Genomic DNA, 18159 nt, shown 5'->3' with positions numbered 1-18159 from the left:
GGTGAAGGGCTTCTTTGTTTCTATATCCCGATTACTTGCTGAAATCTCTTGGAGCAGGAACCGGAGGCAATGGTTTGCGGTCTTTCAACTGAGCTTTAACCTCTTCGATGGCACGATTCAGCTGCTCGTCTTCGCCAGCCCATTGTTTGGCAGGGTCATTATCAATCAGGATATCCGGATCAACACCGTGATTCTCGATAATCCACTGACCGGTTTTAGGATCGTAGCTTGTAAAGAAAGGCACGCGCATATCACTACCATCAATAAACGGCAGTGATCCGCTGATTCCCACAATACCACCCCAGGTACGTGTACCGATTAGCTTACCCAATCCCAACGCACGGAAACCCCATGGGAACAAGTCGCCGTCCGAAGCCGAGTATTTATTGATAAGACAAACCTTCGGGCCGATCTGCACGGCATCTGGCACAGTTCCGATACGGGTAGAACCACGACGCATGGTTGCACGGTAGGCTTCTCTCGACAAACGCTCCAGAATCATAGGCGAAACATTTCCACCTCCATTGGCACGGTCGTCAATAATCAACCCCTCTTTATCCAGCTGAGGATAGAAATAGCGGGAAAACTCGTTCAATCCTTCCGGGCCCATGTCCGGGATGTAAATATATCCGATCTTTCCGTTAGAAGCCTCATCCACTTTACGGATGTTATTCTGTATCCAGTTATAATGATACAACGGATATTCGTTTGCAATGGGGTTGATAACCACTTTACGAGCACCTGCAGCTGAAGGTGTACTATTCAGGGAAAGTTCGGTAGGAACACCTGCCTTGCCAACCAACAACGAATAAAGATCCTTCACCGTGTTGGCCTCTACTCCGTCTACAGCAATAATATAATCGCCGGCGGCAGCTTTTACTCCGGGTTCTGTAAGCGGCGAACGCAGCTCCTTACTCCAGGAAGCACCCGGAATAATTTTCTCGATCCGGAAATATCCGCTCTTATCGCGAGACACCTCAGCGCCAAGCAGACCAGTCTGCAATCTTTCAGGACGATCCGTTTCACCCGGATTGATGTAAGCGTGACCGCAATTAAGTTCGCCAATCAGTTCACCAATCAGATAATTCAGATCAAGTCTGGTTTTAACGTAAGGCAACAACACCTCGTATTTAGCTTTCATGGCTTTCCAATCCACTCCATGCATATTTTCAAGATAGAAACCATCACGCATGTGACGCCATCCCTCATCGTAAATCTGAGCCCATTCCTTAGCATAATCTGTAGTAACCTTCATGTTGGAAGTATTTACAGCGTCGCTGAGATCCACCTTGCCTGAAGGAATGTCTTTTACGTAAATAGATCCGTTCTTAAAGAAGATCGCCTTTTTATATCCATTTTCGGCAAACATACGTGCACCTTCGGCAACTACATCTTCCTTCTGCTTTTCAAGATCATATACCTGAGTTGCTCCTCTGCCATAATAGTAAACCTTCTTTCCGTCGGAATAAATATTGTCGTAATTTGCTCCCGGAACCGGAATACGGATGATACGGTCGGCAATACCTTCGGCATCGAATTTAACGGCATTTGCGGACTTATCAACAGACTTATCAACACCTTTATCAACAGCCTTGTTCGTTTTATTTCCGGCCTTGGCATCTGTAACTGTTACAGAAACCTCCTTTTTGGCAGCAACCGCATCATCCTTTTCGAGGAAGGGAGAAGGGGTGTCTTTAGATAAAAGAGCCATGTATACACCTGACATGTTATTATATACATGATTCCACTCCGTAGAACCATAAGTAGGATTGAAGTCGCGGGCAGAAACAAAAAGCAAGTATTTGCCATCGGCACTGAACACCGGGTTATAAGAGCTGTACCACTTGTCGGTTACAGGATATTCCTTCTTAGTATCCAGGTTATACACATACACGATGTTGAATTCATTGTCGGCCGTACGGCTGTAGGTAAGCCACTTTCCGTCGGGTGAAATGGATACGTCTCTGAACTCGCCAACAGGATCCTGCATAACCAGGCTAACGTTCCGGGTGGCAACGGTATACTGGTTGATCCGGTTTTTACGATCGGTATAATAGATTTTCGAACCATCCGGACTCCATTGCAACGAACGGATATAACTGTCGTTGTTCTTTGTAAGCTGGATAGCATCCCCACCGGCGGCAGGTTGGATATAGAGTTCTGTTTCGCCGGTTGCGTCGGAGATATAGGCAATATACTTACCATCGGGCGACCAGCTGGCATTGCGTTCGTGGGCACCGGGAGTGCGGGTGATGTTTTTAGTAACCCCTTTATCGGACGGAATATTAAATACCTCACCACGGGCAGTTACAACCAAGCGCTCTCCGGCCGGAGACAAGCTGGCCGCACTGATGTTACGGGACACATCCTTCACCTCGGAACGGGCATAGATATTGTCGGACGACAGACTGATGGTAACCTTCTCCGCTTTTTTAGTATTGGCATCCAGTTTATAGATGTAACCGGCATTCTCAAACACAATCATGTTGCCGTTGCAACTCGGGAACTTCACATCGTATTCGGTGAAATTAGTCACCTTGCTGGTCTGCTTTGTTTTTGTATTGTACACAAAGATATTCATGGTACGGTCGCGGTCGGAGATGTAGAAAATCTCATCTCCAATCCACATCGGCATAATATCCTGTGCCACGTTATTAGTGATATTTTCGGTCTTTTTGGTTTGCTCGTCGTACACCCATACATCGTCCGCCATACCACCCTGATAATACTTCCAGGTACGGAATTCGCGGAATACGCGGTTGTAGGCCAATTTCTTACCATCCGGCGAATAGCTGCAGAAGCCGCCCTCGGGTAAAGGAATCACCTGAGACAGTCCACCTTCGGGAGAAACGGTATAAAGTTTACCGGCAAAACCATCGCTGATGCGGTTGCGGTACACAATGGAAGAACCATCGGGCGTCCAGGTCATCACGATATTGTTGGGACCCATACGATCCCCCAGGTCATCGCGTGAGTTTGTAGCAGTATAGGTAACGCGCAGAGGCTCTCCTCCACTTGCAGGCATAGAATATACCTCAGTATTACCATCATATTGTCCGGTGAAAGCAATGGTTTTTCCATCAGGAGAGAAGCGGGGAAACATTTCGTATCCCACGTGGGAAGTCAGCCGCTTCGCCTCACCCCCCGAGGCAGCAACCTTATATAAATCGCCGGCATAAGAAAACACAATTTCGCTGCCATTGGTGGCCGGGAAGCGCAACAACCTCGCTTCATCGGCCGCCTGCAACACAAACGGTGTGGAAGTTAAAGCCAAAAGCCCAAGAATGAATTGTTTATTCATAAAATATATAATTTAAACATGATGAACAAAAATAATCAATTCTGCTAAACAAAACTTATATTTCAAGCATTAAAAGATAAACAATCTTTTAACAAGAATCGTTGCACAATCAATCCAAAGCAAACAAGTCTCTTTCGTTACTAAATGGTACAAAAGAATGTAACAAAGAACGGAACTGTAAAGTCTACAACAAATCCGTGAATAATGGCAACAAACACCAGATCTTTTCCCGAATAACGGGTGATGATAGGTAAAGTGGTATCCATGGTTGTTGCCCCTCCGGCACAAATCGGTGCCAGTCGGCCGAAATAACGCACCATTAAAGGGGCTGCAAGTAATGTCAGAATTTCGCGGATGATATTGGCTGTAAGGGCAATGGTTCCCATCTCAGCACCTTTATATTGTGTAATAAAAACGGATGAAAGCGAATAGTAACCGAAGCCAGACCCCACAGCCAGACAATCGGTAAGCGACACATCGGCAAGTGCTACACTGATCAGGGCAGATCCCACCAGGGTACCCACAATAGTAGCCAGGGGAACCAGCAATACATCGAAACGAAGCCTTTGAAAAATTTCACGTAATTTATTATCCGCTCCAATGCTGAGCCCAACTAAAAACATAAGCAGGTATAAAGCATACCTGGTATGATCGGCCTCCAACAAAAAGTCGGGCAACCATCCGGCCCAGCCCAATACAGCCCCAAGTACAAAAAAAGATACGATGATTATACTGCCTTTCATGATTCGCCCTCTTTCTTAAAAAAGTAACGGTACACCACCCAGGCACAGACAAGGCTTCCCAAAGTTGCCGATACAGCAATAAGAAAAGCCTTGCCTCCTATTTCCGGAAGATTATTTACAATTGCCTCATTGTTCCCCACCGAGATACCCAGCAGAAACAGCAATAAAAAGATAGTATAAGAAATTAAACGCCCTGTAAAACGCATCTCTTTCCGGCTTCTGAGCAGATAACCTGCCAGAATACCTGATAGCATTATGCCAATAACTGTAAACATTGTATAAATTGTTTACGGCAAAGGTACGCGAAACCCCGAAGCAGAGCAAACGAAAGGGCTCAAATCGGCTATTCTTTGGCGCGCGAGAATGTAACAGGCATTACATCACCATTCACTTCAGCTTTACCGGTCAGCTTCTTTCCTTCTTTCAGAATAGTAACATCGATAGATGCTCCATCCATATAAAGAGTACAAGTATAGGTATTCCCTTTTACTGTAAATGATTCGATTGGAGTAACGTTACCCTGGATATCCAGTTTAGCCGACAACTTTCCATCTTTCTCAATGAAATCTATCACCCCCTGATTATAACCGTACGGAGCCGAAGTAGCTTCGTAATTCCATTTTCCAATCAATGATAAATCCTTTTTAGCCGACTGCTGGGCAGACAGACCGATGGATGTAAAAAGGCACACCAGGGTGCATGCAAGTGTTACAATGTAGTTTTTCATAATTTATTTGTCTTTGTCTTTGGTTTTATCTAGTTGTTCCAGTTCTTTCACACCTGTAATACCGGATAATTTGGATAACTGTTTCATCTCCATATTACCCGCAATATTTACTACCACGAAAGAGGTGTCGTTTTTCACAAACATCACCAGCTCCTTTACCTTATTCTTAGATCTTTTCACCATCAGCCGCATGTCCGAAGCTCCGGGGCTGCGGATGGACATGATCTCTTCAAAACCGGATAAAGATTTAAGAGACCATTTTTCGTAAACGGGCTTATTACTCGGTGCGGAAACAATACGAAGTCCGTCAATATTTTTAATCAAAGAGGCTAAATCGGGGTCATCTATGTCCATGTTTCCCATCATGCCAAACATTTCGGGAGTAATATTTACTACAGAGAAATTCCGGTCGTAATCAAACTCTTTCAGAAATTTTCCCGCAAACTGCTGCCCATAAGAGGCTACCGTTGCAGTGATCAGCAACAAAGTGACAAGCAAAGTCTTACTCCTCATACTCATTCTCCTTCAAGTTTATCAATATTATTTATGAGATCCGTAATAGGTGCTGTTTTCTTCATTTCATTGTAAACCATTTTTTGTCCCCTGTTTATTTCGGAAGAGACAAAAGACAGCGACACCTGGGCTGCTCTAAGCGCCTCCTCGGGAGTCTGATAGGTATCCTGGTAAGAGGGATCCGCCCAGTCGGTTTGATTATACACGTAGAGAGAAGCAGCAACAAGGATCGCAAGAGATGCAGCGATACCCGTAACGTATCTTCGGCCCAAATGAAACGACAGGCGTTCTTTGGGTTTGATTTTTTTCAGGATTCGCTTATCGAAATCGGCTCCCAGCACAGGAATAGCAGCTTCGTCGCGGCCACAGAACCAGGCTTTGTATGCGAGTAGATGTTCCGGAACTTCTTCCGAAGCAAAAAATCGTCTTAACTCACGCTCTTCTTCAAGCGAAGTTTCACATAGCCAGTATTTGTTCAATAGTTCATTTATCATTGCGTAATCCATAACTATTTACTTTTTCAAATGCCTGTTTCAGGTATTGGCGTATTCTGAACAGGTCTGATTTAACTTTACTTTCCGTTATATTAAGTACGCCGGCAATTTCGGCATAACTTAGCTCTTCTTCTTCCCGTAACTGAATCATTTTACGATGCAGGTCGGGAAGCGTTTCCAGCAGGCGCAACACCCATTCACGCTGGTCATTATAGGCAACCTCACTAAACGGGGTTGCATCAGATACTACAGCCAGCTGATCGTCCGTTACCTCTTCTTCGTGGCTGCGCCAATGGCGAATCCTGTCCAAAGCCAGGTTTCGGCTCATCATCATACAGTAAGCAGGAAGACTATCTATCGTATCCCAGCTATCCCGCTGGCTCCACATTTTCAACATCACTTCCTGTACAACGTCTTCCGCCTCCTCCGCGTTGCCCGTTATCCGGTATGCAACCCGTAGCAGATTATTCTTCAGAGGAAGTATTTTCGTTGTAAACTCTTCTGTTTTCATCTGTAATAGTAAGACGCTGATGTCAATTGAAAGTTGCAAGTTCCAGAAACTTTTTAGTAACTTTGTTGCCAGGTATCAACTTTTCGCCTAAATTCTCGTTATTTTTATTAAGTACAAATTAAATCAATTATTCAGAAAGTGGAAAGAACAATTGCATCTATTATTGCATTCTCCTTTTTAATATTTTTCGGATGCCAGACTAAACAGGTTGTAAAGGAACAGGAAAACAAGATACAATACGTAGATCCGTTTATCGGAACCGGTTTTCACGGTCATACTTTTCCCGGAGCCACCCGTCCTTTTGCCATGGTTCAGCTTAGTCCGGATACACATATTATGGGTTGGGATGCCAGCAGCGGCTATCATTACGATGACCGCCAGATCTACGCCTTCAGTCACACGCATCTAAGCGGTACTGGCATCGGCGACCTGGGCGATGTGGCTTTACTTCCCTTCTCGGGAGGCGATTCCATCAAACCCGTAGCCACCTTTACGAAAGAAACTGAACAGGCTTCGCCGGGATTGTATAAAGTCCGCCTGGATAATTTCGGTATCGACGTAGCGCTTACATCCACCGATCGGGTAGGATTTCATAAATACACCTACAGCAACACGTCAGACCGCAGGATGATGCTGGATCTGGGACATATCCTTCAGCCAAACTGGGGACATAAACTGGTATCGAATGATGTGGAAGTGGTTTCCAACGAAGAGATCCGGGGAACATTCCGTACTCAGGGATGGGCTCATTTCCATTCTGTTTCGTACCGTATTCTTTTTTCTGAACCGGCCGATTCCATCCGTATGTTTACCGATGGTAAAGAAACCCCGGCCTCCGTTCCTTCCAAGATGCATTCGGACAAAGATTTGAAATACCACTTCAAGTTTCCGGCATCAGACAAACCTCTGCTTGTAAAAGTGGCTCTGTCACCGGTAGATACTGACGGTGCTGTAAAAAATATGGAAAGCGAACTGCCTGAATGGGACTTCGACGCAACCGTGGCTCAATCGGAACAGGTATGGAACGAAGCTTTGAACCGAGTATCGATGACAAGCTCGGATCCAGTGGTGATGAAAAACTTCTACACCGCGCTTTATCACTCTATGATTGCACCTTTTGCCTATCAGGATGTGGATGGCAGATACCTTGGAATGGATAAGCAGGTACACACAGCCGAAGCAGGTTATACCAATTATACCGTATTCTCTTTGTGGGACACCTTCAGGGCTTTGCATCCGCTGATGACAATCATTGATCCCGCATTGGCGGCCGACTGGGGCAAAGTTATGGTACATGGATATAAAGAAGGTGGCATCCTTCCGAAGTGGCCTCTTGCTTCCAGCTATACAGGTTGCATGGTGGGCTATCCTGCCACATCAGTATTGGCCGATCTTGTTTCGAAGGGACTGGCAGAAGGAGATCTTTCCGTTTGGGCAGAAGCAGCCGCACGCTCGTCTGTCTACAGAGAAGATCTGGCAGAGAAATTTAAAGGAACGCGCGAACTGGATCTGATCACCCGCCATACTTACTTTAAAGAAAAGCTTGGATTCGTTCCGGCCGATTCGCTGCCGGAATCGGTTTCATGGGGAGTAGAAATGGCTTATTACGACTGGTGCGTTTCAAAGATTGCCGAGCATGCCGGAAATAAAGAGGTGGCGGAAGCCTACGCTCTTAAAGCACAAAACTACAAGCGCTACCTTGATCCGGAAACAAAGATGATGCGTGGCGTAATGGCCGACGGTTCATTCCGCACCCCGTTCAATCCTCGTTATTCGGCTCATATGAAGAGCGATTACACCGAGGGCAACGCCTTCCAGTGGAGCTTCTTTGTACCTCACGATATGGACAATTTTATTGATGCCATTGGTGGGAAAGGCGAATTTGAAACCCGTCTGGATACATTATTCACCACCTCTTCGCAGATTGACGGAGCCGAAGCTTCCGGAGATATAACCGGATTGATCGGCCAGTATGCACATGGCAACGAACCAAGTCACCACATGGCTTATCTGTATAACTGGACAGACGCGCCACACAAAGGACAGGAACGTCTCGATCAGATTATGCGGAACTTCTATACCAATGCGCCCGATGGCATTATTGGAAATGAAGACTGCGGACAAATGTCGGCCTGGTATGTAATGAGTGCACTGGGTATCTATCAGGTGTGCCCGGGCGAACCAGTATTTGCCATTGGACGTCCCATGGTAGATCAGGCATCCATCCCGGTAAAAGGAGGTACATTCCAGATAAAAGTGAACAACAACAGTGCTGCCAACAAGTATGTTAAGGAGGTAAAACTGAATGGCAAAAAACTTGACAAACTGTTTATTACCTACAATGATATTGTGAATGGTGGATTATTGGAGTTTACTATGACAGATAAATTATAAAAAAACGTATATTTGCTTCGTAAATTAAATCAATTCATATGTTACTTACCACCACAAACACCATTGAAGGCCGACAAATCACGCAGTATTACGGGATTGTGTCTGGCGAGACAATTATCGGAGCAAATATGTTTAAAGACTTTTTTGCAGGAATCAGAGATATCGTTGGCGGACGTGCCGGATCGTACGAAAGCGTTTTGCGCGAAGCCAAAGAGATCGCCATGAAAGAGATGAGCGAACAGGCCAAAAGCATGGGAGCAAATGCTGTAATAGGCATCGACCTCGACTATGAAACTGTAGGAGCCAACGGAAGCATGCTTATGGTTACTGCTGCAGGGACTGCCGTAAAATATGTTTAATCATATTCTATAAAACAGATGAGGGTTGGCTTCGCTTTGAAGTCAACCCTCTTATTTATTAATACCTATGATAAGACTGGAATCAGACCGTCATCGGTACTTCCATCAACAACACCTCCGAATCGGCACTGGCTTTAACCGTAAGCTGGTCGGCATCCCATACTCCCAGACCATCCCTACGGTCCAGCAACTGTCCTTCTACCTCAACCTGTCCTTCCAGCACAAACACATACAGTCCGTTACCCTTTTTCTTAAACTCGTAGGTATCCGATTTACCCGCTTCAAATTTACCCAAATGGAACCAGGCGTCCTGATAGATCCACACACCCTGATCGTCGCTGTTGGGAGATAAAATCTGATAGAAAGCATTATCCTTCGCAATTTCTTTGATGGATATCTGATCGTAGCGGGGCGTCACATTCTTTTTGTTTGAGAAAATCCATATCTGAAGGAAACGCACCTCCTTATCCTCCCTTTTATTAAACTCACTGTGATAAATTCCGGAGCCGGCACTCATCACCTGTACCTCTCCGGCTTTTATTACAGCAACATTGCCCATACTGTCTTTATGCTCCAACTCGCCCGACAACGGAATCGATATAATCTCCATATTGTCGTGAGGATGTTTCCCAAAACCCATACCGGCACTCACCTTATCGTCGTTCAGCACCCGCAGGGCACCGAAATGAATCCGTTGAGGATTGTAATAATTTGCAAAACTAAACGTATGATAACTTTCCAACCATCCATGATTGGCATGTCCTCTCGATGCCGCTTTATGCAATACTGTTTTCATATCTATTCTGTTTATTTGTTTATATCCAATCGCTTGTTTTTGATTACAATACAAAGGTACTACCGGGCGGATGGTCCGGAAATACGAATAAACAGGAAAAACATATGAAAATCCGATATCAGCGTTTTAATTTAAAATTTGAAGGAGAAATACCGGTGATATTCTTAAAAAAGGCACTAAAGTTAGCCGGTTCGCTAAAGCCCAGCCGATAACCTATCTCTTTGGCAGATTGGTCGGAGAAGTAAAGCAACCGTTTGGCCTCCACAATGATATGCGACTGGACATACTCTTTGGCCGTAACACCGATTATATTTTTCACCACCCGGTTCAGGTGGTCGGGAGTCACGTTCAATGCCGTAGCATAATCTGCTATCTGGTGCCATTCGGCAAACCTCTCGTCCACCATCTTTCTGAAAGATTTCAGCAGTGTATTCTTTGCCTCTATCGTCTGAGGATTCTCATTGGAAAGTGCACATAGATTATCGCATCTTATAAGGAGCAGGTTCAACAGAGAGGCTACAGCTTGTTCTTTGAATTTCATATTCGATTGAACGGCCTGCTCCATCTCGTCGGCATAATTGACCAGCCTTTCAAGCACATCCTGATTTAAAGCAAGCGGGGGAGAATCTCCATAATCATGAAACAGCCGAAGCTCGTCTATAAAACAAATGGGGATCTGATTATCCAACAGAAACTGGCTCGAAAACATGATGCAGTATCCCCGGGGCTTTACCTCCTCCACCATTTGATGAACCTGTCCGGGACTGACAAAAAACAGTTGGTTGTCCGTCAACTCGTACTCGTGAAAATCAATAAAATGTTTCCCCCGGGCCTTGCAAACCAGTAAAATGGTATAGAAATCGTGGCGATGAGGCACGTCCGGCTCACCATTACTCAGCTCATAAAGAGTCTCCATCCTGTAAAATGAAAAGTTCATCTCTTCATTCCATTCCTCTGTCTGCGTATATGTTTTCATTCTCCCGATGTTACTTCCTACAAATATAATCAAATAGATTCGAAGTAAGAATATTAGTTCTCTTCTAAGTCTTTCAATTCTTCCAGACTCTTTAATATTGAATCAATATTCTTTCGATACATTTGCTTATATTCCCACCAGGCCCCTATTGATCCTACTACAACACTTATTACTATCGCTATCCATCGCCACATCTCCATATTGGGAGACAAAAGACAAGCCACAACTACCAGGGCTATCAGAATAACAGCTGCACTATAATTTATTATTCTGCTTCGCTTTACTGTAATATTATAATGTTGAACCAGACGGATGTTTTCATTGACCGGATTCGTAAAATTGATTTTATTCAGAATAAGAATATTCCGGATACTACGCAGCGCGCCTACAATTGAAAAGGCAATGGCAAATAAAAAGATTCCTGTTTTAAACGGACCAAAATAGAACCGGTTCATTTGCCATATAAGTAACCCTATAACAACTACGCAGACTATCGCACTAAAGAAATCATAATTTATTATCCGGCTAAATGCTTTATCAGATCTTGCAAGCAGCATTTCCTTTATAATGGCTGCATCCATTTTCTCTTTTTGCTTCATGCGATCATTTATTAAATCCCATGTTTTTTTTAAATCATCCAGTTCCATATTTATTATTATTATTTGTTAGACATACTAAGCAGCTTCTCTTTGGTCCGCTTCAGTTTTATGGCCACATTACATACGGTTAATCCAACTATATCTGCAATCTGTTGATAACTTTTTTCCTCTAGATAAAGTAGTATGATAGCTCGTTCCATGTCTTTCAGCTGATAAATTAAACGATATAATTCTGAAACGTCCGGACTAGAATCCTCCGTTTGTTCGAATATATCCGGCAACTGAGACAATGGCACCCTCTGTGGTTTCTTCAGTTCCTTTCTTACACTTGAAATACATGTATTAAGAGCAATCCGATAAATCCATGTTGAAATTGCGCATTCGCTTCTAAATTTAGGGTAAGCAACCCATAAATTACTTACAACATCTTGATAAAGATCACCTAGCGTAGCATCATCAGAAATATAAAACGAACACACCTTATATATAATTCGTTCGTTTTGTTGGATTATTTCGATAAATGCTTTTTCAAGATCTATATTATTCATCTGTTTTTCCTTTTTCAATATTAGTCGTTCAAAATTGAAAAGAATTACAATGAAGAAGGAAGAAATAATGATTTATTTTTTCCGGGAATACATCCAAGTTCAATTTTAGACAGAAACGATGACAATGCAGGATAGGAAATTTAAATAAAAAGAATGCTTCAAAAAGTGTCGCATATAACAGTATTAGACAAATCCATACGAAGAGATAGTTCTTTCATTTAAGACTTTTATTCCGGGCATAACGAAGAACTATTCGTTTGCGATATGACTACCTTTCGTTTAACAGCTGTTGAATGCAAGTTATCCATATGACTACTTTGCATTCAACAGCTGTTAAACGAATAACTCATAGTTATGAAAGGAATAGTTTCCCGCATCCTTAGGGTTAGTTCACTTAAGGGATCGGGATAATAGATAAAGGATCCGATCCATAATCCGGGATTAAGTACACCAATAGATATAAAAGGAAGAAGCCGGTTAATAAATCCTTCGTAAGCTTACAGGATTTATTACGAATAAAGAGTGCTGGATTCGAACAAAACAATGAAATAGTGAAGGATAATTCAATAGGTGAAACATAAAGTGAAGGATATTCGGAAAAAAGTGAAGGATATCAGTCACCACCCACCATACTAATACACTGTTATAAAACGACTTACTTGAAAATGTGAAGGATATGAAGGATATTTTAGCGATAATAATATTTAAACTCAGAATTGGTCCTTGATCCTCAGTTTTATCATAAACAGACTTTCCACTATCCCCTTTATCAAAACCTACTATAGTAAGGTATTCAAGTATCCCTTTGGGTATTATTAACTCAAATCATGATTGGTTGGGATCCTTATCCATTTAATCTTATTTAGGAACACTTAGATAAATCATTTTAATTTTGACCCAACTTTTGTCGCTGATCTAATTCTTCCTATCCAGATTATGCAAAAATATATGCTGAGATACAGAGGGGGGGGGGAGAAAAAAGAAAAAGCACCCAGGAGTGGAGCCTCCCAAATGCCTTATTTCTTATTTGTAGCGAGACCCGGGATTGAACCGGGGACCTCATGATTATGAATCATGCGCTCTAACCAGCTGAGCTATCTCGCCATCATTTTCATTTTGATGGTGCAAAAGTAGTGCTTCTTTTTATATTATGCAACTCTTTAGTGAAAAAAAATTGCCCATTTTAGTAGTGTTTCAGTTAATACGTTCATTGTTAAGTGTTTTTTTAATTTGAATCCTTGGGTTTCTTGAATTATTTTTTTATCTTGCTCCGCATAAAACAGTTGATCCTGATGAAGAAAGAGAAGTTTCATATTGAATACATTTTTGATAAAGTTTCACAACGAAGCTTGTGGAATCATCTTACGACACCTCCCGGATTGTCGGCCTGGTTTGCAGACGATGTAACAATCGACGACTCGCTGTACACATTTAAATGGAACAAGGTTGAAGAACGTGCCCAGGTGGTTTCCATGAAGCCCGAGGTAAGTGTAAGATACCGTTGGGAGGATGAAGAGGACGAATCGGCCTATTTCGAATTTATTATTCATACCATCGAGCTTACCGGAGCCACATCTCTGGAGATAACCGACTTTTCAGAACCTTCGGAGAAGAGCGATTCCATCAGTTTGTGGGACACACAGGTAGATGAACTTAAACGTACTCTGGGCATTTAGAGTAGTTTCACATAAAGAATTAGCTTTTGTATCGTTTTTTCCACTACTTTTGTCCATTCAACCTGAATAGGCAATGTTTCGAGCAAAACGATTATATACATTTATGCTGCAGACATTTCTGCCATTGTTCGCTATGACATTTGGCATTTGTCTGTTTATTGTACTTATGCAATTCTTGTGGAGGTACATTGACGATATGGTAGGGAAAGGACTTGAAATTCCTGTACTTGCCGAATTGTTCTTTTACGCGGCGCTCTACATGGTACCCATGGCACTGCCGCTTGCCATTCTGTTAGCATCCTTAATGACCTTCGGAAACCTGGGCGAGCGTCTGGAATTACTGGCCATGAAGGCTGCCGGCATCTCGCTTACGCACATCATGCGTCCGCTTATTATAACCCTGGTTATCGTCAGCATTACCGCATTTGTATTCCAAAACAACATCATGCCGGTGGTACAGGTCAAGCTCTTCTCGCTCCTCTACTCCATGCGAGAGAAGTCGCCCGAACTCGACATCCCCGAAAGCACTTTCTATAACGGCATTACCGGCTTTAATGTGTATGTAAAGGAGAAGGACAATAAAACCGGACTGCTTAAAGACATGATGATCTACGATTATTCCGAAGGGTTCAACAACGCCAGAGTGATTGTAGCCGATTCGGGAAGATTGAAAACGTCGGCCGACAAGCTCTTCCTGGTTCTGTCGCTATACAACGGAGAATCTTTTGAGAATCTTAAAAGTCAGGGCTCCTCCGATATTACAACTGCCGTACCCTACCGGAGGGAATCTTTCAGGTACCGGGAAGTGCTGATTGAATTCAATGCCAATTTTACACGTACCGACGAGTCGTTCCTGCAAAATCAATATGTTGGAAAGAACCTGAAGGATCTGCGTACGTCCATCGATTCCATGACTCAGCGTCTGGACAGCGTTAAACTGGACAATGCCCGCAGCATCTACGATTTCTCTTATAAGAAGTCGTTCGCCTCCTTCAGGAACAGAGCGGCTATTCCGGAGCCGGGCAATGAACCGGTGGTTGAAGCTGTAGAAAAGGGAGCACCTGTAGTACTCAATTTCGATAGTCTCTATCAGGCAAACGACCCTTCCGGCAAAGCATCTCTGCTTAACAGGGCAAGGAGTGCCATTGAATCTATAAAATCAGAGTATTACTTCCGGGCCTCTACGCTGGAGGACGATGATTACAAAATACGCAGGCATATCATCGAGTGGCATAAGAAGTTTACACTTTCTTTCGCCTGTATGGTTTTCTTCTTTATCGGGGCGCCTCTGGGTGCCATCATCCGGAAAGGGGGACTCGGTATGCCGGTGGTGATTTCCGTTTTTCTATTCATTATCTATTACATTATAGATAACATTGGCTTTAAAATGGCGCGAAGCGGCGTATGGGAAGAATGGGAAGGCATGTGGCTGAGTTCGGCAGTTCTGGCTCCTTTAGGCATTTTCCTCACTTACAAAGCGGCCAAAGATTCGGTTATCCTGAATGCGGATACCTATATCAACTGGTTCAAAAAGGTGGTAGGTAAAAGCGAAGGAAGGAAGATTGAACAGAAAGAGGTGATTATGACTCCTCCCGATTATACAAAGGCAACGGCACGGATCGACGAGCTGTCTGCGCTTTGCAGCACATTCCTCGAATCGAACAAATCGAGAATAAGCTATATCTCTTTTTGGAAAAAAGGAGAAAAAAACAAAGGAGCGGTTCAAATTGCCACCTTGCTGGAAGAACTTGTGGAAGAGCTTTCCAACTCCGATCATATCCTGCTTCTCAACAAGTTGATGGACTATCCGTTCCTGAACGGATACAGCAAACGAAGAGAGGCTATCCCCCAGGGGTTGAACCTGGTGATTGCCCTGTTGTTGCCTGTGGGCGTAACCTATTACCTGTTTGAAATGTACAACCGGAAACTGTTGATACACGACATAGGGGTGGTTCAGAAGGTGAGCAACGAAGTAAAACAAATCATTATTGAAAACATTCAAGCAAAATAAATATGAGCGAGATTAAATTAAACACCATCGAAGAAGCGATAGAAGATTTCCGCGACGGAAAGTTTTTAATTGTTGTAGACGATGAAGATCGCGAAAACGAAGGCGACTTTATTGTAGCTGCAGAAAAAATTACCCCCGAAAAGGTAAACTTCATGCTTACTCACGGTAGAGGGGTATTGTGTGCACCCATTACTGAAGAGAGATGCCGTGAATTAGATCTTGAGATGCAAGTATCCAATAACACATCTATCCTTGAAACCCCTTTTACGGTTACAGTGGATAAGTTAGGAGACGGCTGTACAACCGGCGTTTCCATGTATGATCGGGCACAGACCATCCTGGCCCTGGCCGACCCCAACACCAAACCATCCGATCTTGGCAGACCCGGACACATCAATCCCTTGCGGGCACGTTCGCGTGGTGTATTGCGCCGTTCCGGACATACCGAAGCTGCCGTAGACCTGGCTCGCCTTGCCGGTTTGTATCCTGCAGGAGCACTGATCGAAATCATTAACGAAGACGGCACCATGTCGCGTCTTCCCGAACTGATGGAGGTTGCCAAGAAATTCGATATCAAAATTATCTGCATAAAAGACCTTATCGCATACCGTCTTAAAACCGAATCTATCGTTGACAAAGGTGAAGAGGTGGATATGCCAACCCTATTCGGACATTTCCGTCTGATTCCTTTCCGTCAGAAAAGCAACGGGCAAGAACACATCGCATTGATAAAAGGCGAATTCACCAAAGATGAGCCAATCCTTGTACGGGTTCACTCTTCTTGTGCTACAGGAGATATCTTCGGATCCATGCGTTGCGAATGCGGCGAACAGCTTCACAAATCGATGCAGCTTATCGAAAAAGAGGGTAAAGGTGTTATAGTCTATTTGAATCAGGAAGGTCGCGGTATCGGACTGATGGAAAAGATCAAAGCCTATAAGTTGCAGGAAAAAGGCCTCGATACAGTAGATGCAAACGTACATTTAGGTCATAAGCCCGACGAACGCGACTATGGCGTGGGTGCACAGATTTTACGCTCCATCGGTGTAACTAAAATGCGTCTGATAACCAACAACCCGGTTAAAAGAATCGGTCTGGAAGCCTATGGTCTGCAGATCGTTGAGAATGTTCCCATGGAGATTACGCCCAACGAATACAACGCTTTCTATATGAAAACAAAGAAAGAGCGTATGGGACACGTGCTACATAACATCAAATAATTGTCAATTAGTTGCAAAAGCCGATACTATTATCTATTTTTGTCACGATATAACAAAACATTCAATACAAATAGAAGTGATATGACACAAGTTTCAGATCGTTTAGCAAGTTTATCGCCATCGGAAACATTGGCGATGTCTCAAAAGAGTAACGAACTTAAGGCACAAGGAATTGATGTAATCAACCTTAGTGTAGGTGAGCCAGATTTCTTTACACCCGATCATATTAAGGAAGCAGCAAAAAAAGCCGTAGACGAAAATTACTCGTTCTACTCTCCTGTTCCCGGTTATCTTGATCTGCGTAAGGCTATCGTTGCTAAGTTGAAAAACGAGAACGGTCTGACCTATACAACAGACCAGATTATTGTATCAGGTGGTGCAAAGCAATCTGTTTGCAACGTATTACTAAGTATTATCGGTCCGGGCGACGAAGTAATCGTACCTGCTCCTTATTGGGTAAGCTACGTTGAGATGGTTAAACTGGCCGAAGGTACCAACGTGGTTATCTCTGCCGGAATCGAACAGGACTTTAAGATTACACCAGCTCAGCTTGAAGCAGCCATTACGCCTAAATCGAAAGCGATCATCCTTTGCTCTCCTTCCAATCCAACCGGAAGTGTTTACAGCAAGGAAGAGCTGGCAGGATTGGCCGAAGTATTGGCAAAGTATCCTAATATCATCGTATTGTCCGACGAAATTTACGAACATATCAACTATGTTGGAGCACACGAAAGTATTGCTCAGTTCGAATCGATCAGAGACCGCGTGGTGGTTATCAACGGAGTATCCAAGGCTTATGCGATGACCGGATGGCGTATTGGCTTTATTGCCGCTCCTCTGTGGATTGCCAAAGCTTGTAACAAGCTGCAGGGTCAGTATACATCAGGTCCTTGTTCCGTAGCTCAAAAAGCTGCCGAAGTTGCATTCTCGGGCGATCAGTCGTGTGTAGCCGAAATGCGCAATGCATTCCTGCGCCGTCGCGACCTGGTTGTAAAATTGTGCAAGGATATACCGGGTATCAAAATAAACAATCCCCAGGGTGCATTCTATCTGTTCCCCGAAGTGAGTTCATATTATGGTAAAAAAGCAGGCGACCGTGTTATACAGGATGCAGGCGACCTGGCCATGTATCTGTTAGAAGAAGGACACGTTGCAACAGTTGGCGGAGCTGCTTTCGGAGCTCCCGAGTGTATTCGTTTCTCGTATGCCACATCAGACGAAAACCTGGTTGAAGCAATCAAACGTATCAAAAACGCATTGGCTGCATTGAAATAAGCAGACAACCGTTAAC

At 43.7% G+C, this 18159-nt stretch carries 17 protein-coding genes and 1 tRNA gene; 6 read left to right on the top strand and 12 right to left on the bottom strand.

The annotated features are described in order from the left end of the window. Nucleotides 1-31: 31 nt before the first annotated feature. The 7 genes from F5613_RS13115 to F5613_RS13085 all read right to left on the bottom strand — a co-directional run bounded on the left by F5613_RS13115 (nucleotide 32) and on the right by F5613_RS13085 (nucleotide 6289). Nucleotides 32-3301, bottom strand: coding sequence for a S41 family peptidase (locus F5613_RS13115; RefSeq protein WP_179400098.1), 3270 nt, complete (start codon nucleotides 3299-3301; stop codon nucleotides 32-34). Nucleotides 3302-3441: 140 nt separating this feature from the next. Next, nucleotides 3442-4044, bottom strand: coding sequence for a lysine exporter LysO family protein (locus tag F5613_RS13110; protein WP_179400097.1), 603 nt, complete (start codon nucleotides 4042-4044; stop codon nucleotides 3442-3444). Continuing rightward, complete coding sequence (locus F5613_RS13105; RefSeq protein ID WP_179400096.1) at nucleotides 4041-4319, bottom strand: LysO family transporter; 279 nt, start codon at nucleotides 4317-4319, stop codon at nucleotides 4041-4043. The genes F5613_RS13110 and F5613_RS13105 overlap by 4 nt, the downstream gene beginning before the upstream one ends. A gap of 68 nt (nucleotides 4320-4387) precedes the next feature. Continuing rightward, complete coding sequence (locus tag F5613_RS13100; RefSeq protein WP_179400095.1) at nucleotides 4388-4771, bottom strand: hypothetical protein; 384 nt, start codon at nucleotides 4769-4771, stop codon at nucleotides 4388-4390. 3 nt (nucleotides 4772-4774) lie between these two features. Beyond that, nucleotides 4775-5290: a DUF4252 domain-containing protein gene (locus F5613_RS13095; RefSeq protein ID WP_179400094.1), complete on the bottom strand. Its 516-nt coding sequence runs from the start codon at nucleotides 5288-5290 to the stop codon at nucleotides 4775-4777. Beyond that, nucleotides 5287-5790, bottom strand: coding sequence for a hypothetical protein (locus F5613_RS13090; protein ID WP_139376666.1), 504 nt, complete (start codon nucleotides 5788-5790; stop codon nucleotides 5287-5289). The genes F5613_RS13095 and F5613_RS13090 overlap by 4 nt, the downstream gene beginning before the upstream one ends. After that, nucleotides 5768-6289 (bottom strand): RNA polymerase sigma factor, encoded by a 522-nt coding sequence (locus F5613_RS13085; protein ID WP_179400093.1) that lies wholly within the window; start codon nucleotides 6287-6289, stop codon nucleotides 5768-5770. The genes F5613_RS13090 and F5613_RS13085 overlap by 23 nt, the downstream gene beginning before the upstream one ends. Before the next feature lie 180 nt (nucleotides 6290-6469). On the opposite strand from F5613_RS13085, the gene F5613_RS13080 reads away from it, so the two are divergent. Further along, nucleotides 6470-8683 (top strand): GH92 family glycosyl hydrolase, encoded by a 2214-nt coding sequence (locus F5613_RS13080; protein WP_394353476.1) that lies wholly within the window; start codon nucleotides 6470-6472, stop codon nucleotides 8681-8683. A gap of 38 nt (nucleotides 8684-8721) precedes the next feature. Next, entirely contained in the window at nucleotides 8722-9042 is a 321-nt protein-coding gene (locus F5613_RS13075) for a heavy metal-binding domain-containing protein (protein WP_068184722.1), read from the top strand. An 82-nt stretch (nucleotides 9043-9124) separates the two neighbouring features. On the opposite strand, the gene F5613_RS13070 is transcribed toward F5613_RS13075, so the two are convergent. The 5 genes from F5613_RS13070 to F5613_RS13050 form a co-directional block, all read right to left on the bottom strand. Next, nucleotides 9125-9838: a pirin family protein gene (locus F5613_RS13070; RefSeq protein WP_179400091.1), complete on the bottom strand. Its 714-nt coding sequence runs from the start codon at nucleotides 9836-9838 to the stop codon at nucleotides 9125-9127. A gap of 118 nt (nucleotides 9839-9956) precedes the next feature. Next, a complete protein-coding gene (locus F5613_RS13065; RefSeq protein WP_179400090.1) occupies nucleotides 9957-10814 on the bottom strand; it encodes a helix-turn-helix domain-containing protein in 858 nt (285 codons plus the stop codon). Between the two features lie 53 nt (nucleotides 10815-10867). Beyond that, nucleotides 10868-11413, bottom strand: a complete 546-nt coding sequence (locus F5613_RS13060; RefSeq protein WP_179400089.1) for a hypothetical protein — start codon at nucleotides 11411-11413, stop codon at nucleotides 10868-10870. 59 nt (nucleotides 11414-11472) lie between these two features. Next, nucleotides 11473-11961, bottom strand: a complete 489-nt coding sequence (locus F5613_RS13055) for an RNA polymerase sigma factor (RefSeq protein WP_179400088.1) — start codon at nucleotides 11959-11961, stop codon at nucleotides 11473-11475. Nucleotides 11962-12991: 1030 nt separating this feature from the next. Next, nucleotides 12992-13065, bottom strand: a tRNA-Met gene (locus F5613_RS13050). A 188-nt stretch (nucleotides 13066-13253) separates the two neighbouring features. Between F5613_RS13050 and F5613_RS13045 the strand changes: the two genes are divergently transcribed. The 4 genes from F5613_RS13045 to F5613_RS13030 all read left to right on the top strand — a co-directional run bounded on the left by F5613_RS13045 (nucleotide 13254) and on the right by F5613_RS13030 (nucleotide 18143). After that, nucleotides 13254-13637: an START-like domain-containing protein gene (locus F5613_RS13045; protein WP_079684401.1), complete on the top strand. Its 384-nt coding sequence runs from the start codon at nucleotides 13254-13256 to the stop codon at nucleotides 13635-13637. Between the two features lie 73 nt (nucleotides 13638-13710). Then, nucleotides 13711-15648: an LptF/LptG family permease gene (locus tag F5613_RS13040; RefSeq protein ID WP_246303415.1), complete on the top strand. Its 1938-nt coding sequence runs from the start codon at nucleotides 13711-13713 to the stop codon at nucleotides 15646-15648. A 2-nt stretch (nucleotides 15649-15650) separates the two neighbouring features. Next, the gene (locus F5613_RS13035) at nucleotides 15651-16868 is read left to right on the top strand and encodes a bifunctional 3,4-dihydroxy-2-butanone-4-phosphate synthase/GTP cyclohydrolase II (RefSeq protein WP_179400087.1); all 1218 of its coding nucleotides are present in this window, start codon (nucleotides 15651-15653) and stop codon (nucleotides 16866-16868) included. An 81-nt stretch (nucleotides 16869-16949) separates the two neighbouring features. After that, nucleotides 16950-18143 (top strand): pyridoxal phosphate-dependent aminotransferase, encoded by a 1194-nt coding sequence (locus tag F5613_RS13030; protein ID WP_179400086.1) that lies wholly within the window; start codon nucleotides 16950-16952, stop codon nucleotides 18141-18143. Nucleotides 18144-18159 lie beyond the last annotated feature (16 nt).

The organism is Macellibacteroides fermentans, assembly GCF_013409575.1.
In the GTDB taxonomy this organism is placed as follows: domain Bacteria; phylum Bacteroidota; class Bacteroidia; order Bacteroidales; family Tannerellaceae; genus Macellibacteroides; species Macellibacteroides fermentans.
Note: the sequence above shows the minus strand (reverse complement) of the source record. Positions and strands in the feature narration are given on the sequence as shown.